Raw genomic sequence first — 26585 nt, forward strand, 5'->3', positions numbered from 1 at the left:
GGGACAGGCTGTGGCGGATACGTGTGATTTTGGCCACGAACCGCCGGGTCCCAACGAGTATGGTCTGCCTGAACGCCAAGCTCAACGGCGAATCATGCAGAGGCTATCTGCATAAATGCACATTTGCTGGCCCGCGAACCGCGGTTTTAGTCCGAGAGATGCGCCCTGAGCTGGTGGCCCAGCTGGCCTATTTCCGTCAGGAAGCCGTCATGACCTATGGGCGCCGTAATGAGGTGCACGTCCACTTCTCCGGGGAGAGCTGCGGCAAGTTCGCGGGACTGGGCCGGGAAGTAGAGCCGGTCCGAGTCCACGGCCGCCACGAAGAAGCGCGCACCTGACCGCGCCAGGGTCTCGGGAAGCGGCCCCCGCCCCCGGCAGATGTCGTGGCTCATCAGCGCCTCGGTGATGGCGATGTAGCTGTTGGCATCAAACCGCCGGACCAGCTTGTTCCCCTGGTGGTCCAGGTAGCTTTCCACCTGGTACCGTCCGCGGCTGGCCAGGACCCCGCCCTGCAGGGGTGACTCCGGAGCCTGGGGTGCGCGGCCAAACCTGCCTTCCAGTTCCGCCGCAGAGCGGTAGGTGATGTGCGCGATCCGCCGGGCCAGGGCCAGGCCATCCTCGGGGAAGGGGCCGCCGTAGTAATCGCCCCCGTTGAAATTCGCATCCTGGCGGATCGCCAGGGTCTGTGCCTGGGCAAAGGCAATCTGCTCGGCCGTGCTGGCGGCGCCGATGGAGATCACCCCGCAGCGCTGCACCCGTTCCGGGAAGGTGACGGCCCACTCAAGTGCGCGGGCTCCGCCCATGGAACCGCCCAGCACCGCAAACCAGCTCTTGATTCCCAGCTTGTCGGCCAGCCGGGCCTCCGCCACAGTGCTGTCCCGCAGCGTGACCAGGGGAAACCGGGATCCCCAGGGAGTCCCGTCCGGTGCCGGCGAGGACGGCCCCGTGGACCCGTAGCAACCGCCCACAATGTTGATGGACACTACAAAAAAGCGGTCCGTGTCCACCGGTGCACCCGGCCCGGCCAGCTGCTCCCACCAACCCGGTTCATCGGTATCGCCGCGGGTCACGTGGGTACTGCCGGTCAGTGCGTGCTCGATCAGGACGGCATTGCTGGCGTCCGCGTTGAGGGTGCCCCAGGTTTCGTAGGCCAGCGTGACGTCGGGCAGGTATCCGCCGGCTTCAAGTTCCAGTCCCCCAATGGAGGCATAGCGGACTATTCCGTGCTCGGAAACGGTGGTACGGGCGACGGTAACCGTCATGGCAAGACCTCTTCTTACGCGCTTGCCTGCCGTCGAATGACCGGCAGGCCAGGTCTTCACCCGGGGCACCCCACCGCGGAAGGAGGGTTGCCGGCCAGCAAGCCGGGGCTGTCACTGGCACTCATGACCTGGTTCGAGTGTACGAAACAGCCCCCGCCTGCCGCCAAGAGTGTGACTGGTTGTGACGATCCCCGGCCCGGCAAGCACGCCCGCCGGGCCGGGGACCCGCCGTCGGCCCTTGCTCCTGTTCAGGCGCCCACGGCCGCCTTGGCGGCACGGAAGCCCGCCTCCAGGTCCGCCAGGATGTCATCAATGTGCTCGATTCCCACAGACAACCGGACCAGGCCGGGAGTTACCCCGGCCACCGCCTGCTGCTCCGGGGAAAGCTGGCTGTGGGTGGTCGACGCCGGATGGATGACAAGGGAGCGGACGTCACCGATGTTTGCCACATGGGAATGCAGCTCCAGCGCGTCCACGAAGCGCTTGCCGGCCTCGGCCCCGCCAGCCAGGTTGAAGGACACAATCGCGCCCGTGCCCTTGGGGCCATATTTGCGGCCCCGCTCGTACCAAGGACTGGAGGGCAGCCCCGCGTAGGCGACAGATTCGACGTCGTCACGCGCTTCCAGCCACTGCGCAACGTCCAAGGCGTTGGCAACGTGGCGTTCCACGCGCAGGCTCAACGTTTCCAGGCCCTGGGCAATGAGGAAGGCGTTGAACGGGGAGACGGCGGAACCAAGGTCCCGGAGCAGCTGGACGCGTGCCTTGAGGATGTAGGACAGGTTGGCGCCCAGGGCACCGTCCTTGCCGAGGTCGCGGGCGTACACCAGCCCGTTGTAGGTGGGATCCGGAGTGTTGAAGCCCGGGAACTTCGCCGCGTCCTTGCCGAAATCGAACTTGCCGGAGTCCACGATCACGCCGGCAATGGCGGAGCCGTGGCCACCCAGGTACTTGGTTGCCGAATGGACCACGATGTCCGCTCCCCATTCCAGCGGCCGGATCAGGTACGGGGTGGACAGGGTGTTGTCCACAATGAGGGGCACCCCGGCATCGTGGGCCACCTGGGAGATACCCTCGATGTCCAGGACGTCCTGCCGGGGATTGGAGACCACTTCGCCGAAGAAGAGCTTGGTGTTGGGCTGCACGGCGTCGCGCCACTGCTCCAGGTTGTCCGGGTCCGCGACGAAGGTGACCGAAATGCCGAACTTCTTCAGGGTGTGGGCGAAGAGATTGTACGTTCCGCCGTAAAGGCTGGGGCTTGCGACGATGTGGTCGCCGGCCTCCGCGATGTTCAGGACAGCGAAGGTTTCAGCGGCCTGGCCTGAGCTAAGCAGCAGTGCCCCGAGTCCGCCTTCAAGACTGGCGATCCGCTGTTCCACGGCTTCTTGGGTGGGGTTGCCGATGCGGGTGTAGATAGGTGCCAGTTCAGCAAGGGCAAAGCGGTTGGCGGCGCTCTCGGCGCTCGGGAACACGAAGGACGTGGTCTGGTAGATAGGGAGTGCGCGGGCGCCTGTGGCACTGTCCGGCTCCTGGCCTGCGTGGATCTGGCGGGTTTCGAATGACCATCCGTTGGACATCTAAGGCTCCTTTGACTGGGCCCGGCAGGCTCGAAGCACCGCGGGCCGCGCTTGCCATCCGGCCTTTGCCGGACAGCCAGGTCCTCACCCGGGGCACCCCACCGCGGAAGGAGGGTTGCCGGCCAGCAAGCCGGGGCTTGGTGCTGGCGCTCATGACCTGAGCCCAGTGTAGGAACAGCTGTGCAAAGCGGCACAGCATTATGACGAACATGGTCCCGCGTATGTCCGCTGTGGGAGTCCGCGGAGTCGCCTCCTGTCGGAAAATCCCAGTAAGGCTACCCTTAGCTGAGAGCCCGATCACAAAGTGCCAAGATGTTGCCATGCGCATGGATCACGTCTCTTACGCCTGTGAACACGATGGCCTGGCTGCCACCACTGACCGGATTTCCTCTGCCCTCGGCGTCGAGGCAGTGAAGGGTGGAGTGCACCCGCGGTTCGGAACCCGGAATATGATCATCCCGCTCGCGGGGCACAAGTACCTTGAGGTCGTTGAGGTCCTGGACCACCCGGCTTCGGACAAGGCGCCCTTCGGCCAGGCAGTGCGCGCACGGTCTGCAGCCGGCGGCGGCTGGATGGGCTGGTGCGTCGAGGTAGATGACCTGGCCCCCTTCGAGGAACGCCTGGGCCGCTCCTCGGTCAACGGCAACCGTAAGTTCCCTGACGGCCGCGAACTCGTATGGAAGCAGATCGGCATCCTCGGCCTGATCGCGGACCCCCAGGTCCCGTACATGCTCAAGTGGGAGGGCGATCCCTCCCTGCACCCCTCCAACGCTTACGAGAGCAACGTCAAGATGAGCTGCCTCACCATAGCCGGCTCTGCCGCCCGGGTAACCGAGTGGCTGGGTGAACCCGTGGAGAAGCCGCTGGAAGACGTAGCCGTGGAGTGGGTGGCACCGCACGGAACCCCCGGGATCCTTTCGGTGACTTTCGAGACCGCCAACGGGGCAGTCACTATCTGATCCTCCCCTCCCGGCATGGGTTCGCCCCCGCCGGGTATCAACCCGGGCAGATACTTGAGACTGCCTGCGTAAGCTTCGGCCGCCATCAGCAGGTGACAACGGCGTCACCCGCCGATGGCGGCCGAATTGGTCTCCCAGCAGTTCCAGTTTGCCGGGTTCCCGCGCGCCCGGCCTCTTCCGGCGTTAATGTCAGACCCCCTTGCCATGATTGGTGCATGGGCAGGGAAGTGGTGGAGAAGGCGTTTGCGGACATCCGCGCCGCCCTTGCTGTGCTCAACGCGGAGGTGGACGGGTATGGTTCGGAGCCGTTTTCGGCTGCTGATCCGTTGGCCGGGCTGGCCGATGGGAACTTGGACATCCTCGCCGGCGCCAGCGAGGCCGAAGCCGGGCTCGCAGGCCTGAAGGCCCGGGCCGCCATAAAGTACGCCGACACCGCCCAGGCCCTGGCACCGGAGATGCCGGCCCGGGCGCAGGACATGGCTATCGCGGCGGAAATCGGGGCTGTGCTGGCCATCGGGCCGCGGGCCGCAAGCACGTTCCTGGCCACGTCCCACGCCCTGGACACGACCTTGCCCCTGACACTCGCCGCCCTGCAATCCGGAGCAATCTCGTGGCAGCACGCCCTGGCCCTGGCGGACGAGGCCGCCACCCTCGACCCCTCCGGCGCCGCCGCCCTCGAGGCCCACTTCCTCGACCCCAACACACCCAGACCCGCCACCGCAGCCACGATCGGGGAAATCCCCGCCCACCGGCTCCGGCACAAGGCCCGCACCTGGCGCGAACGCCACCATCCCGAATCGATCGAGAAACGCCACGCCAAGGGTGTGGCGGACCGCCGGGTGGAGTACCGGCCGGACCAGGACGGCATGGCCTGGCTTTCGGCCTGCCTCCCCGCGCATCAGGCCATGGCGGGCTGGAACCGGCTCAACGCCCTCGCCCGGGCCGCACAGGGACCCGACGAGCCCCGCACCCTCACCCAGATCCGGGCCGACGAGTTCGCCGAAGCGATCCTCACCAGCGGCAGCAATCCCGCCCACTCGTCGACGATCCGTGCGCAGGTCCTCGTCATGGTGCCGGTATTCGCGCTGATGGGCCTGACCGACGAGCCCGCCATGCTGGACGGCTTCGGGCCCATCCCGCCGTCCATGGCGAGGGACCTGGTCGCGAACGGTGGCGATTCCTTCCACCGCGTCCTTGTCGATCCGCGGGACGGGGCGCCGCTGGAGATCGGGCGGACCAGCTACCGCGTTACCAAAGCCATGCGGAACTGGCTGCGGATGCGGGACGGCAAATGCCCCTTCCCCGGCTGCAACAACAACTCACTGGATAACGAGGCAGACCACCTCCTGGCCTGGCAGCACGGCGGCACCACCGGGATCAGCAACCTCGGACAACCCTGCCCCAAGCACCACAAACTTCGGCACTCCAGCGGGTGGACACCAACACCCGCCACCAAGGACGAACCACCCGGCTGGACCTCACCGTCCGGCCGGCACTACAAAAGCGAACACCAGGACTGGGAACCACCCCACTGGCCGGAAACCGTCATCTCGGCCCTGCCGGCGGGGTTGAATCCTGGGGAGCATCACAACGGGCAAGTCCCCGGCGTGCTGCCCTACCCGCCCATGCCCGGCGCGTGTGCCTGCCCTGCCGCAGACCTCCCATACCCGGAACCTCCACAGGAGGAACCTGAAGATGACAACCTCATAGACCTGGACGACATACCCGCGGACGACCCCCTCTGGGACGACTTCTACGCCCTCCCGCCCGTCCTGCCAAAGGACCCGATGAGCGACTGGGACCCGATCAGGGACCGGGACCCTGCACTGACCTGACTTAGCCGGCACCTCCTGCCCGCCGTCGTGCTGACAAAAGTGCCTGAGGTTGCCGCGAAGGCTCAGCCCAGCCCGACAGCCTTGCCGAACAGGCTGAAGCCCACGAAGGCCACGATGTCGAGCAGCGCGTGGGCTATGACAAGCGGCATCACACGGCGAGTGCGGGTGTACAGCCACGCGAAGACGATGCCCATCACCACGTTGCCGATGAAGGGGCCGAAGCCCTGGTACAAGTGGTAGATGCCGCGAAGCAGCGAGCTTGCCATGATTGACAGCGGGATGCTCAAGCCGAGCTTTCCGAAGCGGTTCATCAGGTAACCGACCACGATGACTTCCTCCACTACGGCATGGCGCATCGCGGACAGGATCAGCACCGGCACCGTCCACCAGTACGCGTCCAGTTCGCTGGGGATGATGGCCGTCGTAATCCCCAGTGCCCTGCCTGCAGCGTAGAGGCCCAGGGAAGGAATGCCGATCAGGGCTGCCAGACCCAGGCCCTGGAGCAGATCCCGGCCGGGGCGGGCGAAGTTGAAGCCCAGCTTTTGGAAGGCTGAACCCGGGTTGCTGCCATGGCCGGACGAGGCCTGCCGCTGGTCGGTGAGGAAGTAGAGCACCAGCAGCACGGGAACCAGCGCGAAGATGATGTCCAGCAGCTGGTACGTCAGGTCGAAATATTCGCGGGTGCTCTGCGAGCGGTTAAGCGTGGAGGTACCTTCCGCCAGCGGCGCCCGGGTCATCTTGTCCAGGAGCTGCACCACGGAATACACAGCAGACTGCCCCAAAGACAGGCCCAGGACGATCCAGACTTCAAGACGCAGGCGACGGCGGGAGGGAACCAGCATGCTCCCATCTTGCCTTCATTTTCTGGATCCGGGCTGATTACCCCTCCAGTGTCACGCAGGCACAGGCCTGTTTGCCACAGGGGAACCGCAGGCCGGTCAGCCGGCGGCGACGATCACTTCCGTGCCGTTGGCTTCGAAAGCAGCCTTGTCCTGCGCCGAAATTCCGGAATCCGTAATCAGCCGGGTGAAGTTGTACCCGTCCATAGTGGCGAAGGCCCGCACGCCCACCTTGGACGAGTCAGCCAGGACGTAGGAAACCCGTGCCCTGCTGGCGAGGAGGGCGTTGACGGAGGCTTCACCCTCTCCCGTGTTGGTTGGCCCCACTTCGGGATCAATGCCGTTCACTCCGATGAAGGCGATGTCCAGCACCACCTTCTGCATGATGATGTCCGTGTATGGACCCACCAGCTCATAGGACCGTGGATTGAGGATCCCGCCTGTAACCATCACTTTGATGCTGGGCCGGACCGCCAACTGTGACGCGATGTTGATGGCGTTCGTGACTACCGTCAGGGTGGGCTGGTTGGAAGGTGCGTTGAGGTCTTCGCGGGTTGCCAGGATCTGTGCCAGTGCGGTGCTGGTAGTCCCGCCGCACAATCCGATGACTGCGCCGGGGGCTATCAGCGCTGAAGCAGCCTGGGCAATCTGTTCCTTGGCCTCGGCATGATCGTCACGGTTGTACCGGCCGGGCAGGTCGTAGGCAAGGGCTCCGGTGGTGGCACCGCCCCGGGTCCGGGTGAGCAGCCGGCGCTTGGCTAGGCTGTCCAGATCCCGCCGGGCGGTGGCTGGCGAAACGTTCAGGGTGGTAACGATCTCTTCGACTTCCACCTGGCCGGTCCGCGCGAGGAGGTCGAGGATTGCCGTCAATCGGTCGGTGCGGGTCATGCAGGGCCTCCAAATACTCCCGCCACCCAATTCGATGACGTTTTCTGATCATAACAGACCTAAAACGATCACCTAACGTCATATGAGGCGGAGCTTACCGAGTCTGTTTCCCTGCCCGCCATACAGCGTATGTCAGTGGCATGCCGGGCCGGTAAGCCAGGTGCGTGGCCGACGGCGCATTGAGGACATGCAGATCTGCGCGGTGGCCGACGGCGACGGACCCCACCGCCCGTTCGCCGTCGGCATCGTTCCCTTTGTCCTTGTGCAACGCGAGGGCGCCCCCGTATGTGGCCGCCCGGACAGCTTCCTGGACGCTGAGGCGCATCTGCAGCACGGCTGTGGCAACACAAAACGCCATGGAACTCGTGTAGGACGTGCCGGGATTGCAGTTGGACGCCAGCGCCACCTGGACGCCGGCATCCAGGAGCGCACGGGCAGGAGCCAGCGGCTGGCGGGTGGAAAGGTCGCAGGCCGGCAGGCAGGTGGCAACCGTGCCGCGGCTGCCGCTGCCGGTTGCGGCATTCCAGCCGGTCCAGGTCCCGGCCAAAGCGTCAATGTCCCCGGCGTTGAGGTAGTTCACGTGGTCCACGCTGGCGGCTTCCAGTTCCACCGCGAGCTGCACGCCCGGGCCTTCGCCCAGTTGGTTTCCGTGGACACGGAGCCCCAGTCCGGCGTCGCGGCAGGCCAGCAGGACCCGCCGGGACTGTTCCGCCGTGAAGGCGCCTTCCTCGCAAAAGACGTCTGCCCACTGCACAAAGGGCCGGACAGCCGCCAGCATGGGACCGCAGACCAGGTCGGTGTATTCCTCCGGGTCCTGCCCCGCGGGGACCAGGTGTGCGCCCAGGAAAGTGACCTGGTCCGCCACGGTGGAGGCAATCCGTGCACTCCGGGTTTCGTGTTCAACGTCCAGGCCGTAGCCGGTCTTCGTCTCAACGTAGGTGGTCCCCTGCGAAACGGCCTCGTCAACACGGCCAAGCGCCAGTCGGGTGAGGTCAAAATCCGATGTGGCCCGGGTAGCGTCCACGGTTACCGCGATGCCGCCGGCCGCGTAGGCCTCCCCCGCCATCCGTGCCTCGAACTCGGCAGTCCGGTCCCCTGCGAACAGCAGGTGGGTGTGGGAATCCACCCAGCCGGGCAGCACGGCCCGGCCGCCCACGTCCACGGCGTCATCGGCGGCCGGGGCACTGGCAGCGGCGCCGATCCACGAAATCCGCTCGCCCTCAATCACCACCGCAGCGTCCTTCAGGACCCGGTGTTCCAGGTCCTGCGTCATCAACTCGGCGATATTGGTGATCAGGGTACTCATATAGCCATTCTTCAGCGCCGCACGGACCAGCGGGTGGCTGCCAGCGCCTGCGCTGTCCGGGATTCCGGACCCGCCGTCCCGGCTGCAGTCCCCTGTCCCGCAGTGCCCTGGCCCGCCAGGATCTGGGCGGCCGCGAGCTCAGCCATGGCGGAGGACGTCTGGAAGCCGTAGCCGCCCTGGCCGGCCAGCCAGTAGAAGCCCGGGGCTTCGGCGTCGAACCCCGCCACCGGGACGCCGTCGGCCGCCTCCGTCCGCAGCCCAGTCCATGCCCTGCGGACTTCAGTGATTCCCAGCGTGGTGATCTCGTTCAACCTGCCCACCAGCCGCTCAATGTCACCGGGCCGGGGCCGGGCATCCTCAGGCCCGCTGGGCTCCGATTCGGAGGGCGAAATGAGCACGTCGTCCCCGTCGCGCCGGAAATAAAATGATTTGTCCGCCGCCGCCACCATCGGGCTGTGTTCAGGCAGGGGATGGTCGACGGCGGCAATAGCCGCCGTGCGCCGGTACGGCTGGAGTCCCAGCTTTTCCACGCCGCTGATGACGGCAAGTTCGTCCGCCCAGGCTCCGGCAGCGTTGACCACGACACCTGCCTGGAAACCCTCGGTGCCGGCGCCCACCTGCCATCCGGAACCAAGCCGTTGTGCGGTGTGCACCCTGGCGCCGGTAATGATGTCCACCCCGGCAGCCTCAGCGCGCTGCCTGTGGTCTGCCAGCAGCAGCGGCGCGTTGCAGCCGAAGGACCCTTCATCCAGTCCCGCGGCCTGGAATGTCCCGGGGACCAGCGCCGGGCACAGCTCCAGCGCCTCAGCGGGGGTAATGGAACGCATGAGTCCGCTGGCTTCGGCGGCCACCCCGTCCTCCGTGCCGATCAGCATGAAGCTGCGGGGCGTCAGGATGGGTTCGCGCAGTTCAGCATCGCGCGCGGCGAGCAGCTCAAGGGTCCGGACGGTCAGTTCCTGGACCACGGGCGGGCCGTAGCTTGGAATGAACTGTTGGGCCGAGCGGGACGACGTGTGGTACGCCAGTTCCTGCTCCGCCTCCACCAGCGCCACGCTGCACCTGCCCGCCAGCGCGGACGCCAGGGACAGTCCGGCTATGCCGCCGCCGACAATCAGGACATCGTAATGTGCTGCCATTTCTCCATCCTCGCAGACTTGGCTTCCAGCGCTACTGTTCCTGGCCTGCCGCCTCGGCACGGCTGGCGACGAAGGCACGTACGCAGGATTCGACGTCGTCCGCGGAGTGCGCGGCCGACAGCTGCACCCGGATCCGCGCGGCACCCCGCGGAACCACCGGAAAGCTGAAGGCTGTGACAAAGACGCCGTGCTGCAGCATCCGGTCAGCCACCTTCGCGGCCAGCACGGCGTCGCCGAACATCACCGGCACAATGGCATGTTCGCCGGGCAGGAGGTCGAAGCCCTCCTCGGTCATCCGGCGGCGGAACAGGGCGGCGTTCTCGAAGAGCGTGCGCCGCAGGCCCGCCGAGTTCTGCACCAGGTCCAGGGCTTTGATAGTTGCCGCAACAATGGCCGGAGCAACCGAATTCGAGAACAGGTAGGGGCGGGCCTTCTGCCGGAGCATGGCTACCACTTCGCCGCGCCCGGACACGTATCCTCCGGATGCTCCGCCCAGCGCTTTGCCGAACGTGCCAGTGTAGATGTCCACCCGGTGGGACACGCCTGCGTGTTCGGGCGTGCCGGCGCCGGTGGAGCCCATGAAGCCGACGGCGTGGGAGTCGTCCACCATGACCAGTGCGTCGTGCTTCTCGGCGAGGTCGCAGATGGCTTCCAGCGGCGCGAGGTATCCGTCCATGGAGAAGACGCCGTCCGTGACCACGATCTTGCGGCGGGCATCCTTCGCCTCAACGAGCTTCGCTTCCAGGTCCGCCATGTCCTGGTTCGCGTACCGGTACCGCTGTGCCTTGCAGAGCCGGATCCCGTCAATGATGGAGGCATGGTTCAGGGCATCGGAAATGATGGCGTCCTCCGGGCCGAAGAGCGATTCGAAGACCCCGCCGTTGGCGTCGAAGCAGCTGGAGAACAGGATGGTGTCCTCGGTGCCCAGAAACCGGGAGACCCGGGATTCGAGTTCCAGGTGCAGGTCCTGGGTGCCGCAGATGAACCTCACGCTGGCCATGCCGAAGCCGCGCTCGTCCATGGCCTCCTTGGCCGCGTGGATGATGTCCGGGTGGTCCGCCAGGCCCAGGTAGTTGTTGGCGCAGAAGTTCAGCACGTCGGCACCCGGCTGCCCGATCTGTCCGGCGGTGATGTGGCTGGACTGCGGGGAACTGATGCGGCGTTCGGTCTTGAAGAGGCCCGCGCTGCGGATGTCGTCCAGCTCGGTGCGCAGCTGGTCCTTGATCGAGGTGTACATGGTGTTCCTTAGAGTTGGGTCCAGTCGAGGACAACTTTGCCACCTGCGCCGCTGCGGGCAAGGTCGAAGCCTTTTTCCCACTGGCCGGCAGGGAGCGTGTCAGTGACGACGGCGGAAATTCCGGCGTGCAGCACGGGGTTGGACGAGAGCATGGCGCTCATGGCGTACCAGGTTTCATACATTTCGCGGCCGTAGATGCCCTTGAGGGTGAGCATGTGGGTGACCACCTTGCCCCAGTCGATGATGATGTCCTGGCTGGGCAGTCCCAGCATGGCGATCCGGCCGCCGTGGTTCATGTTGTCGATCATCTCCGGCAGCGCCCCCGGGTGGCCGGACATTTCCATGCCAATATCGAAGCCCTCACGCATGCCCAGGTCCCGCTGGGCATCCCGCACGCGGGTGGTGGACACGTCGATGGCGAGGTCTGCTCCCAGCTGGCGGGCAAGCTCAAGGCGTGGGCGCGAGACGTCCGTGATGGCAATCTTCCGGGCGCCGGCGTGGCGTGCTACTGCGATCGCCATCAACCCGATCGGGCCGGCACCGGTGATCAGCACGTCCTCCCCCACCAGGGGAAAGCTCAGTGCGGTGTGCACGGCATTGCCGAAGGGATCGAAGATGGCACCGAGCTCGGGAGTGACCGAGGGATCATGGTGGACCCAGACGTTGGTTTCGGGGATCACCACGTACTCTGCGAACGCGCCGTCCCGCTGGACGCCCACGCTGACGGTGTGGATGCACATCTGGCGCCTGCCGGCGCGGCAGTTCCGGCAGATCCCGCACACCACGTGGCCTTCGCCGGAAACCCGGTCTCCCACTTTGACGTCGCGGACGTCCTCGCCGATTTCCACCACTTCGCCATAGAACTCGTGGCCCGGGATGAGGGGAGCTTCAATGATCCCCTGCGCCCAGGAGTCCCACGACTGGATGTGGAGGTCGGTGCCGCAGATACCCGTGGTCATGACCCGGATCTTCACATCAGCGGGCCCGGCCACCGGCTCGGGGCGGTCCACCAGCTCGAAGCCGGCCTGCGGTCCGGCCTTGTACAAAGCCTTCATCGGCTTCCTCACTCTTTGTCTGATCATAGGCAGGTGCTGCCTCCCTCATTACAGCGAGAACGAAGCTTTAGCACAACAGCAAATCACTCAATTGACGATGTAGCTATTCCTAATGCGTAGACTGCTGTGATGGAGATCCACCAGCTTGAAATCCTTCGGGAACTGGGCGCCCTCGGCAGCGTAAAGGCAGTGGCGGACACCCTCATGGTCACCCCCTCCGCGGTTTCCCAGCAACTGGCCCTGCTGCAGCGGAAAGTCGAGGTGCCCCTCACCCGCAAGGAGGGCCGTACCCTGGTGCTCACGGAGGCAGGTCAGGTGCTCGCCGACGCCGGGGCCGCCGTCGTGAGCGCCATGGCGGACGCCAAGGATGCGATCGGGAACTACCACGGCTCCGCGGCCGGCAGAGTGAGCCTCTGCGGATTCCACAGCGCCGGGCAGGCACTCTTCGCCCCGCTTGCCCGGATCCTCGCCGTCCCGGGACAGCCACGGATAGGACTTTCGGACGAGGACGTGGCCCAGCAGGACTTTCCCGCCCTCACCGCACGCTATGACCTGGTGCTCGCGCACCGCATGGACCACAGCCCGCGCTGGCCTGCCGAACGGGTGGCAGTGATTCCGCTGGCCCACGAACCCCTGGATGTGGCTTTGCCTGCCGGGCACCCCCTCGCCGCCAAGGCCGCCGTGACAGCGGACGACGTCTGCGGTGAGGCCTGGGTGACCAGCCACGCCGGCTACTCCCCCGCCGATGTGCTGACCGCCGTCGCCGCCGTTTCCAGCCGCGAACTGAACATTGTCCACCGGATCAACGATTACTCCACGGTGGCAGCCCTGGTTGCCGCAGGCGGCGTGGTGGGCCTACTCCCCAGATACACGGCGGGGCCGGTACTGAACCCCGGCATCGTGCTGCGGCCGCTCGAAGGAATCAGCACGCGGCGAAGGATCGACCTGCTGGCCAGGCCGGAAAACCTGAAGCGGCGGTCCGTAACCATCGTCTGCGAGGCGCTGCAGGGCATCATGGCTGAGCTGGTGAAGCAGGGCTGACCCAACTGAGTAGCAGCAAATGTCGTTATGAGCCTCCAAAACGACACTTGCTGCTACCTACTTGTGGCCCCTCCCGTGTCCGTGGCCGCGGCCAAGTCCGAGGCCAGGACCGCCGCCGGCACCTTCAACAATTCTCTCCGCGGTCACGGCGTCGCCGTTCTTCGCTCCGGAGATGCGGACAACGTCACCCGCAGAAATATCCGCGATGGTACCGTCTGAGGGCTTCAGCCGCTTGCCGCCGTCATCCTTTGCCGCCGCGCCATCCGCCGGGGCAGCCGGCAACTGAGCGATCTTCGTCTCGGCGTTGACAGCGTAGGTCTGCGTATAGCCGTCCTCGCTCCTGACAGTGATGGAGGTGTCGCTGACTGACTCCACCGTCCCGCGCTGGCTCACCTCGGTTTCAAAGGTCCCGTCAGCCTGTTTGACCACGCTCTCGCTGTGCAGGTGCTGCGGGCGGGGGGCCTTGTCCGGTTTGTCCCGCCCCGGCGCCTTGCTCTGATCCGCCATCTTGTTCTGTCCAGGGGCATTGCCTGACTTTCCCGGCGGCGACGACGACGGCGGTGCAGGCGGCGGAGGCTCGTTCGCGGCCCACGCGAACACCACCCCAGTCCCGGTCAGCGCGAGTGCCACCACTCCACCGAGTGCAGCCTTGCGGAATCCCAGCGGCTTCCTTACCGGCATGCCCATACCTCCCACAACAACGGCAGGGCATTTTCCCTTGGCCCTGCGCCCTGGTGGTTCAGTGTAGGGCCGCGCCTCACCGCAGCACACGAGTAGTGTGCGGCAGGCGGGACCCGAGTACTACTTAAACAAAACCGGGTAGCAGCAGGTGTCGCTATGAAGGCTCAAAACGACATCTGCTGCTACCCGGTTGGGCAGGAGGGGCTAGGCGGTGACGCCCAGCTTCTCCAGGATGAGCTCACGAACGCGGGCGGCGTCGGCCTGGCCGCGGGTGGCCTTCATGACTCCGCCCACGATGGCGCCAACGGCCTGGACCTTGCCGCCGCGGATCTTGTCCGCCACGCCGGGCTGGGCGGCCAGCGCGGCGTCGATGGCTTCGAGCAGGGGCCCGTCGTCGGAAACCACGGCCAGGCCGCGCTTCTCCACGATCTCAGCGGGGGTGCCTTCGCCGGCCAGGACCCCGTCCAGGACCTCCGTGGCCATCTTGTTGTTAATCTTGCCCTCTTCCACCATGCGTGCGAGCTCCACGATGGTGGCGGGCTGGACGCCGAGCTGGCCGGGATCGACGTCGGCGTTCTTTGCACGCCCCACGATCTCGCCCATCCACCACTTGCGGGCCACAGAGGCCGAGGCCCCGGCGGCAATGGTTTCCTCGATCTCGTCCATGACGCCGGCGTTCACCACGTCGCGGAATTCGAGGTCCGAGTAGCCCCAGTCAGCCTGCAGGCGCTTCCGGCGGGCGGCCGGCGGCTCGGGCAGGGTGGCGCGCAGTTCCTCAACCCATTCGCGCGAGGCCACCACGGGAACCAGGTCCGGTTCCGGGAAGTAGCGGTAGTCGTCGGCGTCTGACTTGGGCCGGCCAGACGTGGTGGTCCGGGTGTCCTCATGCCAGTGGCGGGTTTCCTGGACTACGGGGTTGCCGGCGTCCAGGACGGCGGCGTGCCGCTGGATCTCGTAGCGGACGGCGTGTTCGACGGCGCGCAGCGAGTTTACGTTCTTGGTTTCGGACCGGATGCCGAACCGTTCACGGCCGTGCGGGCGCAGCGAAACGTTGGCGTCGCAGCGCACGTTTCCGCGCTCCATTTTCGCGTCGGAGACGCCGAGGTTCTTGACGATCTCCCGGACCGCAGCAACGTAGGCTTTGGCCAGTTCGGGTGCCCGGGAGCCCGCTCCCTCGATGGGCTTGGTGACGATTTCCACCAGCGGGACGCCGGCGCGGTTGTAGTCCACCAGGGAGAAGTCTGCGCCGTGGATGCGGCCGGTGGCGCCGCCCATGTGGGTCAGCTTTCCGGCGTCCTCCTCCATGTGGGCGCGCTCGATCTCCACCCGGAACACGGTGCCGTCGGAGAGCTCAATATCCAGGTAGCCGTCGTACGCGATGGGTTCGTCGTACTGTGACGTCTGGAAGTTCTTGGGGGTGTCCGGGTAGAAGTAGTTCTTCCGGGCAAACCGGCAGCTCTCGGCGATCTTGCAGTTGAGCGCCAGGCCGATCTTGATGGAGGACTCCACCGCAGTCTTGTTCACCACGGGCAGGACGCCGGGCATGCCGAGGTCCACCTCGTTGACGTTGGTGTTGGGCTCATCGCCAAAGACGTTGGGGGCGGAGGAGAACATCTTGGTCTTGGTGTTGAGCTCCACGTGGACCTCGAACCCCAGGACGGGATCGTACTTCTCCATGGCTTCTTCGAAGCTCAGGATTGCCTCTGTGTTCATTACTTTGCCTCCTGGCTTCCAACAAGGGTTTCCACTGGCCCGGAGGCTGCGGCGGCAAGCTCAGGTGCCTGCGCAAGGAGCGGTCCGCCCCACTTGGCTTCAAGCAGCGACTCGAGCACGGCGCCCACGCGGTACAGGCGGGCGTCCTCGCGGGCCGGGGCCAGCAGCTGGATGCCCACCGGCAGGCCGTCCTCGTCCGCAAGGCCGCCGGGCAGGGACAGGCCCGGCACGCCGGCCAGGTTCGCCGGGATGGTGGCGACGTCGTTGAGGTACATGGCCAGGGGGTCGTCCAGCTTTTCGCCAAGCCGGAAGGCCGTGGTGGGGGCGGTGGGCGAAATCAGCACGTCCGCCACGGTGAAGGCGGCATCAAAGTCGCGCTGCACCAGCGTGCGCACCTTCTGGGCCGAGCCGTAGTAGGCGTCGTAGTAGCCGGCGCTCAGCGCATAGGTGCCCAGGATGATGCGGCGCTTGACTTCGTCGCCGAAGCCGGCGGCGCGGGTGGCACCCATGACGCGTTCGATGGTCATGGGGCCATCCTCGGGCAGGACGCGCAGCCCGTACCGGACGCCGTCGAACTTGGCGAGGTTGGAGGACGCCTCGGAGGGCATGATCAGGTAGTAGGCGCCCAGGGCGTACTGGAAGTTGGGGCAGGAGACCTCAACGATTTCCGCGCCGGCTTCCTTGAGGAGCGGCAGGGAGTCTTTGAAGCGGTTTTCGACGCCGGCCTGGTAGCCCTCGCCGTGCAGTTCCTTGATGATGCCAATCCGCATGCCTTCAACGTTGCCGGTCTTCGCTGCGGCCACGAGGTCGGCCAGCGGGTCCGGGAGCGAGGTGGAATCGCGGGGATCGTGCCCGCCGATGACCTGGTGCAGGAGCGCGGAGTCCAGTACGGTCCGCGATACAGGGCCGATCTGGTCCAGGGAGGACGCCATGGCGATGGCGCCGTACCGGGACACGCTTCCGTACGTGGGCTTGACGCCCACGGTGCCGGTGACCGCGCCGGGCTGGCGGATGGAGCCGCCGGTGTCCGTCCCCAGTGCGAGGGGTGCCTCGAAGGCGGCGACCGCAGCCGCGGACCCGCCGCCGGAGCCGCCGGGGATCCGGTCCAGGTCCCACGGGTTGCGGGTGGGACCGTACGCCGAGTGCTCGGTGGAGGAGCCCATCGCGAACTCGTCCAGGTTGGTCTTGCCCAGGATGGGCATCTTCGCCGCGCGCAGGCGTTCCACCACGGTGGCGTCGTAGGGGCTGTGCCAGCCCTCGAGGATCTTGGAGCCCGCGGTGGTGGGCTGTCCGACCGTGACGATGAGGTCCTTGACGGCGATGGGGACGCCGGCCAGGACGTGCAGGGCCTCGGCTTCGGCGCCGCCGGCGGCGCGGATGGCGTCCACCTCGGCGGCGACCGCGAGCGCCTCCTCAGCGTTGACGTGCAGGAACGCGTTCACGCCGCGTTCGCCGCCGTCCACCTCCGCAATCCGTTCCAGGTAGGCCTGGACAACCTGAACGGAGGTGACCTCGCCGGCGGCCAGCTTGTCCGCAAGTTCCGCTGCAGAGAGGCGGATCAGTTCGTGGGTTTCAGTCATGGGTTATGCCTCATCCAGGATTGCCGGGACCTTGAAACGGTTCTCATCGGAATCCGGGGCCCCGGAGAGCGCCTGTTCCGCGGTGAAGGTGTGGCCCACAACATCTTCGCGGAACACGTTGCTCAGCGGAATGGGGTGTGAGGTGGCCGGGACATCGTCTCCGGCGGCCTGACTGACGGATTTGACCGAATCAACGATGACGGCGAGTTCTCCGGCCATCCTGTCCAGCTCTTGGTCACTCATCTCAATGTGAGCGAGCCGCGCGAGATGCGCGACGTCGTCACGGTTGATCGCAGCCATGGATCTCCCCTGCAAAGTTCGAATTGATTTCCGATCCATTCTAGTGGGGAAACAATGATGCCCGTCTGACATCCCCCAGCGGGCGTCAGACGGGCACCTTGATGCCGGGTTCCGCCAACGAATGGCGGCAGCACGGCAGCTATAGACTAACCGATTCCTATGGCTCCGGTCAGCATGCCAATTCCCAGCATGACCAGGGACACCACGGCGCTGCGCCACAGGACCTTCTTGTGGTGGTCGCCCAGGTCAACCTTGGCCAGCGAAACCAGCAGCAGGATGGCGGGGACCAGCGGGCTCTGCATGTGGAACGGCTGGCCGGTGATGGAGGCGCGGGCCATCTCGGCGGCGCTGATTCCGTAGTGGCCGGCCGTCTCGCTCAGGACGGGAAGCACGCCGAAGTAGAAGGCGTCGTTGCTCATGAAGAACGTCATGGGGATGCTGAGGACACCGGTGATAACAGCCATGAGCGGACCCATGCTGGAGGGGATGATCTGGACCAGCCACGCGGACATCGCTTCCACCATGCCGGTGCCGGTGAGGACGCCGGTGAGGACTGCGGCGGCCATGACCATGCTCACGACGGCGACAACAGACGGTGCGTGGGCCACGATCTGCGCGGCCTGGTCCTTGACGTTGGGGAAGTTGACCAGCAGGGCGATGGCGGAGCCCACCATGAAGACGTACGGCAGCGGCACGAGGTCGGCGATCAGCATGCCCATGACGGCGACGGTGAGGCCCAGGTTGAACCACTGCAGCTTGGGACGCAGGGTCTTGCGGTTGGGGTCCAGGGCGGTGTCCGCCATGGCGGTGTCGTGGTCGTCCACCAGGTCCTCGGTGCGTTCCAGGACGGCAACGGAAGAACTTCCGACGGCGGGGGCTGCTCCGCCGGGGTTGGTCCCCTTGCGTCCGCGGCCGGTACCTGCGCCGCCGGCGGGCTTGTCGGCGTCGAACGCCTCAGCAGTGTCAGGCACTCCCCAGATTTCCGGCTGGGTGGCCCGAAGGCGGTTGCGCTCCTGCAGGCCGAGCAGCCAGGCGAAGGCGAAGACCACGGTGATGCCGGCCAGGAGGGACGGGATCATCGGGACGAAGACGTCGTTGACGTCGATGTTCAGGGCGCTGGCGGCGCGGGCGGTGGGGCCGCCCCACGGCACGATGTTCATGGTGCCGTTGGCCAGGCCGGCCACGCAGGTGAGGACCACGGGGCTCATCTTCAGCCGGAGATAGATGGGCAGCATGGCCGCGGTGGTGAGGATGAAGGTGGTGGAGCCGTCGCCGTCGAGGGACACGGCGGCCGCGAGGATGGCGGTTCCCAGGACCACCTTGGCGGGGTCGTTGCCGAGCTTGCGGAGGATGAACCGGACCAGGGGGTCGAACAGCCCGACGTCGATCATCAGGCCGAAGTAGATGATGGCGAACATCAGCAGGGCTGCGGTTGAGGTCATGGACTTCATGGACTCCATGACCATGTCGCCTATGCCCAGGCCGGCACCGGCGAAGAGGCCAAAAACAGTGGGGACGATGATCAACGCCAGCACTGGCGTCAACTTCTTCGTCATGATCAGCACCATGAATACCGCGATCATTGCGAATCCAAGTAATACCAGCACGGCCGGCTCCTTACTATGTGAACAGCGGCACAGCGGTGTGACGCGTGCTACAGACTGTAGGGTGGCGGCCGTCACGGCCGTGCCTTTGGCTCAATTGATTGGCATACTGCTTATTGGGAGCATTTCGCTCATTGTGCTCACCCGCTCATTTTGCTGAAAGTGCCTGCCGCCGGCCCCGCCGCGCAAACCGTCAAGGAGGATCATGCAGCGTTCCGCGCCCCGCCGGCCGCTGCGGTTCTCCACCCAGACCCTCCTGCTCCAGTTGTCCGTGGTGCTGCTGGTTGTCCTGTTCAGCGCCGCCGTGCACGCCTGGCTCACCTACGACAGGATTGGCAGCGAAGCGGAGAACCAGGCCCTGACACTGGCCCGGACAGTGGCCTCCGATGCCTCGGTGCGGGCGGACGTGCTGGCGATCAGCCAGCAGCCCGGCACCCCCCCGCCGGCCGAGCTCGCGGCGGGCCCCCTGATGGAAGCGGCCGAAGCGGCCCGGGTCCGCACGGGCGCCCTGTTCGTGGTGATCACGGACGAGACCGGCCTGCGCCTGGCCCACCCGGACCCGGAGCGCCTGGGCGAAAAGGTCAGCACCGATCCGTCCGAGGCCCTCGCCGGCCGGGAGGTCACCACCCGCAACACGGGAACGCTGGGGCCCTCCGCCGGGGCGAAGGTTCCCGTCTACGCGCCGGGCAGCAGCACCGTGGTGGGCGAGGTCAGCGTGGGCTACTCCATGGAAACGGTGGGCCAGAGTGTGGCACGGGATATCGGCCCCGTCGCCCTCACTGCAGCCGGGGCGCTGCTGGCGGGCGTGCTGGGTTCGTTCCTGCTGCGCCGCCGCCTGCAGCGGCTCACCCTGGGGCTTGAACCCGAGGAGATCAGCACCCTGGTCCATGACCAAGTGGCGGTCCTCCAGGGCGTGGACGACGGCGTCATCGGCGTCTCCGCCGACGGCCGGATCACGGTGTTCAACGCCGCCGCCCAACGGCTGCTGGAACTGCCGGACCTGGCCGGCAGCCGCTGGGAGGACGCTCCCGTGCCATACCAGCTGAAGTCCCTCACCCGGGCAGGCTCCACCAGCCCCGGCGCGGTTGAGCTGGTGGCGGGCGGACGCGTGCTGGTGGCCAACGCGCGCAAGGCCCTGCACCGGCGGGAGGACCTCGGCTGGGTGGTGATGCTCCGCGACCGCACGGAGCTTCAGCAGCTCACCCGGCAGCTGGATGCCGTGGGAACCATGTCCACGGCGTTGCGGGCCCAGCGCCACGAGTTCGCCAACCAGCTGCACACCATTGCCGGGTTCATGAGTATCGGCCAGCACCAGCAGGCCCGGGAATACCTGGCACGGCTGGCAGCCACCGGGCCGCTGAAATTCCCGGTGGACCAGGCCGAGCTGCTCCAGGACCCGTACCTGCAGGCCTTCGTGGGCGCGAAGGGTGTGGAGGCGGATGAGCGCGGCGTGGCGCTGCGGATCGGCCCGGAGACCCTGGTCCGGGGCCAGGTGGCGGAGGCCCAGGACGTCACCACAGTGCTCGGCAACCTGATCGACAACGCGGTGAACGCCGCAGTGGCGGGCTCCTCGACGGACCGCTGGGTGGAGCTTGAGGTGCTGGACGAGCCGGACGACGACGGCGGCACGCTGCACATCGTCGTCGCCGACTCCGGTGACGGGCTGGCGCAGGGAACGGACCCGGAGGCTATCTTCGCGGAAGGCTTCAGCACCGCCTCCGGACCGCTTGCCCGGAACGGCAGCGGCGGCCAGGGGTTCGGGCTGGCCCTGGCGCGCCAACTGGCCCGGCGGCGCGGCGGGGACGTCAAAGTCCTGGAGCCCGGCACCCCGGGCGGACCGGGCGCAGTATTCATGGCCACCCTGCCCGGAACTACGGCAGGGACGCCGGGCAGGACAACCACAGCCGGAAAGGAAACCAATGCCTGAAGATTTTCGGGTGCTGATCGTTGACGACGACTTCCACGTAGCCAAGCTGCACGCCGCCTACGTGGACTCCGTGGCCGGGTTCATGGCGCTGGCGCCCGTGGGCACCGCGTCGCTGGCGCTGCAGTCCATCCACAGCCTGAGGCCGGACCTGGTGCTGCTGGACGTCTACCTTCCGGATGCGTCCGGGCTGGACCTGCTCCAGCAGCTGGATGTGGACACCATCATGCTCACGGCTGCCTCCGACGCCGTCTCTGTCCGGGTGGCCTTCCGCCGGGGCGCGCTGGGTTACCTGCTGAAGCCCTTCACCTCCGACGCCCTGTCCCAGCAGCTGCGGTCGTATGCGCGGTACCGGCGCCTGCTGGCGCAGCCCGGGGCACTGGACCAGGAGGCGGTGGAGCGCGCCAAGCGCGCCCTGATCCCGGGCGACGTCACGCCGTCGTCAAGGCCGCGCTCGGCCACCGAGGCGGCAGTGCTGGAATCCCTGGTACCCGGCGAGCAGTACTCGGCCGCCGAGGTGGCCGGGCGGGTGGGGGTTTCCCGCGCCACCGCGCAGCGGTACCTGTCCTCCCTGGCGGACGACGGCGCCGTGGACATCCAGCTGCGGTACGGAACGACGGGGAGGCCGGAGCACCGCTACGGGCTCCCCGCCACGCCCTAGGTGGGCCCAGGGAAGATCTCCTAGCTGGTGCTCTTCTGCGCCACAAGCTCGATCTCGACGAGCATCTTCGGGTCAAGGAACGGCAGGACGTGCACCAGGGACAGGGTGGGGCGGATCTCGCCGAAGACCTCGCCGTGGGCCCGGCCGGAGTCTTCCCACTTGCTGATGTCCGTGAGGTAGAGCTTGGACTGGACGACGTCCTCGAAGCCGAAGCCGGCGTCAGCCAGGACCTTGCCGAGTTTCTGCAGGATGTACTGCGTCTGGGTATAGAAGTCGTCCCCCACGATTCCGTCCTCGCCGCTCGCGGCGGTGGCGGAGATGTAGAGGGTGTTGTCCACCTGGACGGCCCGGGAGTAGCCGAGGGTCTGTTCCCAGACGGAGCCGGTGCCGAAGGTTTTGCGCATGGTGGGCCTTTCACTGCTGGATTGGGTCGGCACCACTGTAGGTCTGCTACACGTCGAGGCGGTAAACCAGCAGCTTTATGTCGGTTCCGGGGACCAGCCAGTCACGCTCGGGCACCCGGTGGAAGCCCGTTTTGCGGTACAGGCCGTGGGCGCTTTCCCAGGTTTGGCCCGTGGTGAGGGCAACGGCCCTAACGCCCTCGAGCTGCCTGGCGTAGTCCAGGATGGCTTCCACCATGGCCTTGCCTGCGCCGCTGCGCTGCACGGCAGGATCCACCACCAGCATGCGGAACTCCAGCTCATCCTCAAGGGCGATGTCCGCGTACGGCTCCCCGGCGCGGGCCAGCGTCACCGAGCCGACCACTACTCCGTCCCGTTCGGCTACCCAGATGGTGGCATGCCCGGCCCGCAGCGCAACGTCCTGCACTTTGCGCATGTAGGGGTGGTCGGCGTCCTCGAAGTAGCCCGCGGCGAGGTAGGAATCGCGCGTGATGCGGGCAACGGCGTCGTAATCTGCTTCGACGGCGGGACGGACTCTTATCTGCGGCTGCACCCGTCAATGGTAGTGGTACCCGCCGGTAACACCTGGCAAACCTGCGCTTTTCGTGAGCGAACTATCAGTGCGGTGGGGCAGGCGCCCACCAAGTCCGGACTTCCAGGACAGTACCGGGCCTCAGAGCGGGAATTTGCCCGACAGTTCCAGGCCGCCGGCGCAGGTCCAGGCCTCGAGGCGGTCGGCGTCGGCGGGCCCGCCCTCCAAGGGGCTGGCAAGGCGCGGCCGCCGGACCCAGCAGCCGGCTTCTTCCGCGATGAGGGCACCGGCCGAAAAATCGTGCTCGTTGAGGCCGCGCTCACCGTAGGCATCGTGGGTCCCGTCCGCCACGAGGCACAGGTCCAGGGCGGCGGATCCCAGGCGCCGGACGTCGGCGAAGCCGTCCATCAGTCCGGCCAGGAAGGCGGCCTGCTCGGCCCGGACCCCGGGATCGTAGCTGAATCCGGTGGCCAGGATCTGGCCCTTCCGGCCCGGGACGGGCCCCTCCAGCCGGGTCACCCTGCCTGCTTCCTCCAGCCAGGCTCCCTGGCCGCGTGCGGCGTAATAGACGCGGCCCAGCGCAGGGGCGTTGACGACGCCGGCCAGCCAGGCGCCGTCGGCATCGGCAACTGCCACGGAGGTGGCGTAGTAGACGATGTTGCGGATGAAGTTGGTGGTGCCGTCCAGGGGGTCGATGGACCAGCGGTAGCCGGTGGGTTCCGCCGGCCTGGTGGTGCCGTGTTCCTCGCCGGTGATGGCATCCCCGGGGCGGGCGGCCGCGATGACGTCCCGGACTGCGTGCTCTGCCGCGACGTCGAACGCCGTGACCCAGTCGCCGGAGTCGCCCTTGTTGCTGGCCTGGAGGGCCTCGGTGTTGCGGCCGGCCAGCACCGCGGCTCCGGCAGCCGCTGCCGCCTTCGCCACCTCCAACAGGGCTGCAGGACTGGTCATGCTGTTACCTCCGCGTCAGTGTGTTCTGATGGGGCCGCAGATTCAGGCCCCTCTGATTCAGCCCCGGCCTCCGGTTCAGTTCCGGCCTCCAGTGCTGCCGGCCCGCCGGCCAGGAGCTGGCGGAAGCCGTCCTCGTCCAGCACGGGGACACCCAGCTGCTCGGCCTTGTCCAGCTTGGTTCCGGCGCTCTCGCCGGCCACCAGGTAGCTGGTGTTCTTGGAAACGGAACCCGCCGCCTTCCCGCCCCGGACCAGGATGGCTTCCTTGGCCTCATCCCGGCTGAAGTTCGGCAGTGAGCCGGTGACAACCACCGTCAGCCCTTCGAGCGTGCGCGGCATGGACTCGTCGCGTTCGTCCGCCATCCGGACCCCCGCGGCGGCCCAGCGGTCCACGATCTCCTGGTGCCAGTCCTCCGCGAACCATTCCTTCAGGGCCGCAGCAATGGTGGGGCCCACCCCGTCAACGTGCGCCAGGTCTTCCTCCGACGCCTGGCGGATGGCCTCCATGGTGCCGAAGGCCGTCGCCAGGGCACGGGAGGCCCGCGGACCGACGTGCCGGATGGACAGCGCCACCAGCACCCGCCAGAGCGGCTGGGTCTTGGCCTTCTCCAGTTCCTTGAAGAGCTTTTCCGTGGTGGCCGTGGGCTTGGACGGTGCCTTGGCCGTGCCCTTGCTGTAGAAGTAGGGCACCAGTTCGTATTCGCCGGTGGGGACGCCCTTGGACCGCTTCTCCCGCCGGATGCGGACCTCCGCCAGGTCCTCGCGGGTGAGGTCGAACAGCGCGGCTTCGGAAGTGAGCGGCGGAACCTCCGGCTCTGCAGGCTGGGTCAGCGCTATGGCGGCTTCCCAGCCGAGGGCCTCGATGTCGAAGGCTCCCCGGCCCGCCAGGTGGAACACGCGCTCGCGCAGCTGGGACGGGCAGGATTTCGCGTTGGGGCAGCGGATGTCCACGTCGCCCTCCTTGGCCGGAGCCAGCGGCGTACCGCAGGAGGGGCATTCGGTGGGCATCACGAAGTCCCGCACCGGCGGATCCTGCTGGTCTCGCAGGGCCAGGACCGGGCCCACGATCTCGGGAATGACGTCCCCCGCCTTGCGCAGGATCACGATGTCGCCGATCTTTACGCCCTTGGCCTTGACCACGTCCTGGTTGTGGAGGGTGGCCATCTCAACAGTTGAGCCGGCCACCTTGACCGGTTCCATCATGCCGAAGGGCGTTACACGGCCGGTCCGGCCCACGTTGACCAAAATGTCGAGCAGCTTGGTGTGCACTTCCTCCGGCGGATATTTGTAGGCCACAGCCCAGCGCGGAACCCTGGTGGTGTAGCCCAGTGCCCGCTGCGTGGCGAAGTCATCCACCTTGATGACGATGCCGTCGATTTCATGCAGCAGCTTGTGGCGCTGCTCGCCGTACCGCTTGATGAAGTCCAGGACTTCCGCGGCGCTTCCCAGCACCTCCGAATAGGGGCTGACGGGAAGGCCCCACTCCTTGAGCAGGCCGTAGGTCTCCGACTGGCTGCGCGCCTGGAGCCCTTCCCGGGCACCGATGCCGTGGACGAACATTTTGAGCGGGCGCTTGGCTGTCTCGGCCGGATCCTTTTGACGGAGCGAACCCGCGGCCGCGTTGCGGGGGTTGGCCAGGGGCGCCTTGCCGGCTTCAATCAGGGCTTCGTTGAATTCGGCGAACGCCTTGGACGGGATGAACACTTCCCCGCGGATTTCCATCTCGGCCGGAAAATCCCCGCCCTGGAGCTGCTGCGGGATCTCCTTGATGGTGAGGACGTTGTGGGTGATGTCCTCACCGGTGGTGCCGTCGCCCCGGGTGGCAGCCCGGACCAGCTTCCCGTCGCGGTACAGGAGATTCACTGCCAGGCCGTCGATCTTGAGCTCCGTCAGCCAGGCTGCGGCAGGGGTCCCGTCGCCCAGCTTGCCTATGCCGGCCTCAGCCTTTGCGAGCCACGCTTCCAGTTCCTCGAGGGAAAACACATCCTCAAGGCTGTACATCCGTTGCAGGTGCTGCACGGCGGCGAAGGCGGCGGAGACTTCCCCGCCCACCTCCTGAGTTGGCGAGTCGTTCGCCACCAGTTCGGGGTGGAGGGCCTCGATCTCCTCGAGCCGGCGGAAAAGGTCATCGAATTCCGCATCGGAGACCAGCGGCGCGTCTTCCTGGTAGTACGCGAACCGGTACTTCCTGACCAGGTCCACGAGGTTCTCGTATTCCTCGCGGACCGCTTCGGTGGGGACGGCCTCAGGTTCCTTTGGTGTCCCGCCGGTGGCTGTTCCGGCAGCGGGTGTCCGGTGCGGGGACATCGAGGCGGTCTTTTCTGCGGGGCCAGGTCCTGTAGTCACAGACCTATCTTGCCTCACCGTCCGTCAGTGTGCCCGGAAGCGGGTCCTGCCCCACCAGGTGAACGCAAGTGCCGCGGCTCCCACCAGCAGGACGCCGGCGGTGATCGTCAGGGGATCCGGTCCTCCCGTTCCGTGACCGCCGGCGGGGGAAACGGCTGCGGCCTGGGTTCTGGCCGGCCTGGTGACGGGCTTGGTCCAGTTTGATTCCGTGGATGGGGAGGCCGACGGCGTGGGGCCGGATCCCGTAGCCGTGGGCTCCGGGGTGGTGGTCTCCCCAGGCAACGCGTCCGCGGGGTCAGGAGCCGCGGGAGCCGTCGTCAGCGCGGGCGGGGGCGCCTGGGAGGAGGGCGCAGGGGGCTGGGACACCGCCGGGGGCGCCGGCGCGGGCCCGCCCGGCTGGCCAGGCGGCTCGTCGGGTCCCTTCGGCTTGTCCGTCCGGCCTTCGCCGGGTTTGGTTTCGGTGGGCTCCGCCGTGCACGACGCGCCGCAGGTGGGGCTGGTTGTGGTGGTTGCGGTGGGATCGGGAGAGTCCGCCGCTGCGGCCCCGGCCGCGGACAGGCTCACTGCGAGCGCCAGGACGGCTGCCGATGCCGTCGCCGGAACAGCGCGGAGTGCTGGCAAGGACGGGGACATTTGCTACCTTTCGATGCGCGCAGTCCCCCCACAGCGGCTTTCTGGTGTCCCCGGTAGTTTTCTACACCTTCAGGAGGGCCGCAAATCCGCCGGACCCGCGGCCCTCCGTGATGCCGTGGAAGACGAGG

23 protein-coding genes and 2 riboswitches are annotated in these 26585 nt (G+C 66.9%); of the genes, 5 read left to right on the forward strand and 18 right to left on the reverse strand.

The window, feature by feature from the left end; translation table 11 throughout:
• Window positions 1-146: 146 nt before the first annotated feature.
• The gene (locus WHH00_RS12245; protein WP_406633099.1) at window positions 147-1262 is read right to left on the reverse strand and encodes a homoserine O-acetyltransferase; all 1116 of its coding nucleotides are present in this window, start codon (window positions 1260-1262) and stop codon (window positions 147-149) included.
• Between the two features lie 13 nt (window positions 1263-1275).
• Window positions 1276-1391, reverse strand: a riboswitch (SAM riboswitch).
• Between the two features lie 119 nt (window positions 1392-1510).
• On the reverse strand, window positions 1511-2836 hold the full coding sequence (locus tag WHH00_RS12250) for a bifunctional o-acetylhomoserine/o-acetylserine sulfhydrylase (RefSeq protein WP_406633101.1): 1326 nt from the start codon (window positions 2834-2836) through the stop codon (window positions 1511-1513).
• Between the two features lie 42 nt (window positions 2837-2878).
• Window positions 2879-2994, reverse strand: a riboswitch (SAM riboswitch).
• Between the two features lie 162 nt (window positions 2995-3156).
• Here WHH00_RS12250 and WHH00_RS12255 point away from each other — a divergent pair.
• Both WHH00_RS12255 and WHH00_RS12260 read left to right on the forward strand, forming a co-directional pair.
• A complete protein-coding gene (locus tag WHH00_RS12255; protein WP_231454438.1) occupies window positions 3157-3795 on the forward strand; it encodes a VOC family protein in 639 nt (212 codons plus the stop codon).
• 215 nt (window positions 3796-4010) lie between these two features.
• On the forward strand, window positions 4011-5630 hold the full coding sequence (locus WHH00_RS12260; RefSeq protein WP_406633103.1) for a DUF222 domain-containing protein: 1620 nt from the start codon (window positions 4011-4013) through the stop codon (window positions 5628-5630).
• Window positions 5631-5692: 62 nt separating this feature from the next.
• On the opposite strand, the gene WHH00_RS12265 is transcribed toward WHH00_RS12260, so the two are convergent.
• From WHH00_RS12265 to tdh, 6 genes are all read right to left on the reverse strand, one after another.
• Window positions 5693-6472, reverse strand: coding sequence for a CPBP family intramembrane glutamic endopeptidase (locus WHH00_RS12265; RefSeq protein WP_406633105.1), 780 nt, complete (start codon window positions 6470-6472; stop codon window positions 5693-5695).
• Between the two features lie 96 nt (window positions 6473-6568).
• Window positions 6569-7357, reverse strand: a complete 789-nt coding sequence (locus WHH00_RS12270) for a DeoR/GlpR family DNA-binding transcription regulator (protein WP_231454436.1) — start codon at window positions 7355-7357, stop codon at window positions 6569-6571.
• 94 nt (window positions 7358-7451) lie between these two features.
• Window positions 7452-8663, reverse strand: a complete 1212-nt coding sequence (gene hutI / locus WHH00_RS12275) for an imidazolonepropionase (RefSeq protein ID WP_406633107.1) — start codon at window positions 8661-8663, stop codon at window positions 7452-7454.
• An 11-nt stretch (window positions 8664-8674) separates the two neighbouring features.
• The gene (locus WHH00_RS12280) at window positions 8675-9799 is read right to left on the reverse strand and encodes an NAD(P)/FAD-dependent oxidoreductase (protein ID WP_406633109.1); all 1125 of its coding nucleotides are present in this window, start codon (window positions 9797-9799) and stop codon (window positions 8675-8677) included.
• Between the two features lie 31 nt (window positions 9800-9830).
• Complete coding sequence (locus WHH00_RS12285) at window positions 9831-11036, reverse strand: glycine C-acetyltransferase (RefSeq protein ID WP_406633111.1); 1206 nt, start codon at window positions 11034-11036, stop codon at window positions 9831-9833.
• Window positions 11037-11044: 8 nt separating this feature from the next.
• On the reverse strand, window positions 11045-12091 hold the full coding sequence (tdh, locus tag WHH00_RS12290; protein ID WP_406633113.1) for an L-threonine 3-dehydrogenase: 1047 nt from the start codon (window positions 12089-12091) through the stop codon (window positions 11045-11047).
• Window positions 12092-12220: 129 nt separating this feature from the next.
• On the opposite strand from tdh, the gene WHH00_RS12295 reads away from it, so the two are divergent.
• Window positions 12221-13132, forward strand: coding sequence for a LysR family transcriptional regulator (locus WHH00_RS12295; RefSeq protein ID WP_406633115.1), 912 nt, complete (start codon window positions 12221-12223; stop codon window positions 13130-13132).
• A 57-nt stretch (window positions 13133-13189) separates the two neighbouring features.
• Here WHH00_RS12295 and WHH00_RS12300 read toward each other — a convergent pair whose 3' ends face one another.
• The 5 genes from WHH00_RS12300 to WHH00_RS12320 all read right to left on the reverse strand — a co-directional run bounded on the left by WHH00_RS12300 (window position 13190) and on the right by WHH00_RS12320 (window position 19046).
• Window positions 13190-13813 carry a DUF5666 domain-containing protein gene (locus tag WHH00_RS12300; RefSeq protein WP_406633117.1) on the reverse strand — a complete coding sequence of 208 codons (624 nt, stop codon included), beginning with the start codon at window positions 13811-13813 and terminating at the stop codon, window positions 13190-13192.
• 204 nt (window positions 13814-14017) lie between these two features.
• Window positions 14018-15526, reverse strand: a complete 1509-nt coding sequence (gene gatB, locus WHH00_RS12305) for an Asp-tRNA(Asn)/Glu-tRNA(Gln) amidotransferase subunit GatB (RefSeq protein ID WP_066274600.1) — start codon at window positions 15524-15526, stop codon at window positions 14018-14020.
• Window positions 15526-17106, reverse strand: coding sequence for an Asp-tRNA(Asn)/Glu-tRNA(Gln) amidotransferase subunit GatA (gatA, locus tag WHH00_RS12310; protein ID WP_406633119.1), 1581 nt, complete (start codon window positions 17104-17106; stop codon window positions 15526-15528). Before gatA ends, gatB begins: the two co-directional genes overlap by 1 nt.
• Before the next feature lie 3 nt (window positions 17107-17109).
• The gene (gene gatC, locus WHH00_RS12315) at window positions 17110-17406 is read right to left on the reverse strand and encodes an Asp-tRNA(Asn)/Glu-tRNA(Gln) amidotransferase subunit GatC (RefSeq protein ID WP_066274596.1); all 297 of its coding nucleotides are present in this window, start codon (window positions 17404-17406) and stop codon (window positions 17110-17112) included.
• 146 nt (window positions 17407-17552) lie between these two features.
• Window positions 17553-19046: a CitMHS family transporter gene (locus tag WHH00_RS12320; RefSeq protein WP_406638589.1), complete on the reverse strand. Its 1494-nt coding sequence runs from the start codon at window positions 19044-19046 to the stop codon at window positions 17553-17555.
• Window positions 19047-19215: 169 nt separating this feature from the next.
• On the opposite strand from WHH00_RS12320, the gene WHH00_RS12325 reads away from it, so the two are divergent.
• Both WHH00_RS12325 and WHH00_RS12330 read left to right on the forward strand, forming a co-directional pair.
• Complete coding sequence (locus WHH00_RS12325; RefSeq protein WP_406633121.1) at window positions 19216-20937, forward strand: ATP-binding protein; 1722 nt, start codon at window positions 19216-19218, stop codon at window positions 20935-20937.
• Entirely contained in the window at window positions 20930-21595 is a 666-nt protein-coding gene (locus tag WHH00_RS12330; protein WP_406633123.1) for a response regulator, read from the forward strand. The genes WHH00_RS12325 and WHH00_RS12330 overlap by 8 nt, the downstream gene beginning before the upstream one ends.
• Window positions 21596-21615: 20 nt before the next feature.
• Here WHH00_RS12330 and WHH00_RS12335 read toward each other — a convergent pair whose 3' ends face one another.
• From WHH00_RS12335 to WHH00_RS12355, 5 genes are all read right to left on the reverse strand, one after another.
• A complete protein-coding gene (locus WHH00_RS12335; protein ID WP_406633125.1) occupies window positions 21616-21999 on the reverse strand; it encodes a RidA family protein in 384 nt (127 codons plus the stop codon).
• A 46-nt stretch (window positions 22000-22045) separates the two neighbouring features.
• On the reverse strand, window positions 22046-22549 hold the full coding sequence (locus WHH00_RS12340; RefSeq protein WP_406633127.1) for an N-acetyltransferase family protein: 504 nt from the start codon (window positions 22547-22549) through the stop codon (window positions 22046-22048).
• A gap of 120 nt (window positions 22550-22669) precedes the next feature.
• Window positions 22670-23479 carry an inositol monophosphatase family protein gene (locus WHH00_RS12345; RefSeq protein ID WP_406633129.1) on the reverse strand — a complete coding sequence of 270 codons (810 nt, stop codon included), beginning with the start codon at window positions 23477-23479 and terminating at the stop codon, window positions 22670-22672.
• Complete coding sequence (gene ligA, locus WHH00_RS12350; protein ID WP_406638591.1) at window positions 23476-25785, reverse strand: NAD-dependent DNA ligase LigA; 2310 nt, start codon at window positions 25783-25785, stop codon at window positions 23476-23478. Before ligA ends, WHH00_RS12345 begins: the two co-directional genes overlap by 4 nt.
• Window positions 25786-25848: 63 nt before the next feature.
• A complete protein-coding gene (locus WHH00_RS12355) occupies window positions 25849-26457 on the reverse strand; it encodes a hypothetical protein (RefSeq protein ID WP_406633131.1) in 609 nt (202 codons plus the stop codon).
• Between the last annotated feature and the right edge of the window lie 128 nt (window positions 26458-26585).

Source organism: Pseudarthrobacter quantipunctorum (assembly GCF_045291495.1).
Classification (GTDB): domain Bacteria; phylum Actinomycetota; class Actinomycetes; order Actinomycetales; family Micrococcaceae; genus Arthrobacter; species Arthrobacter quantipunctorum.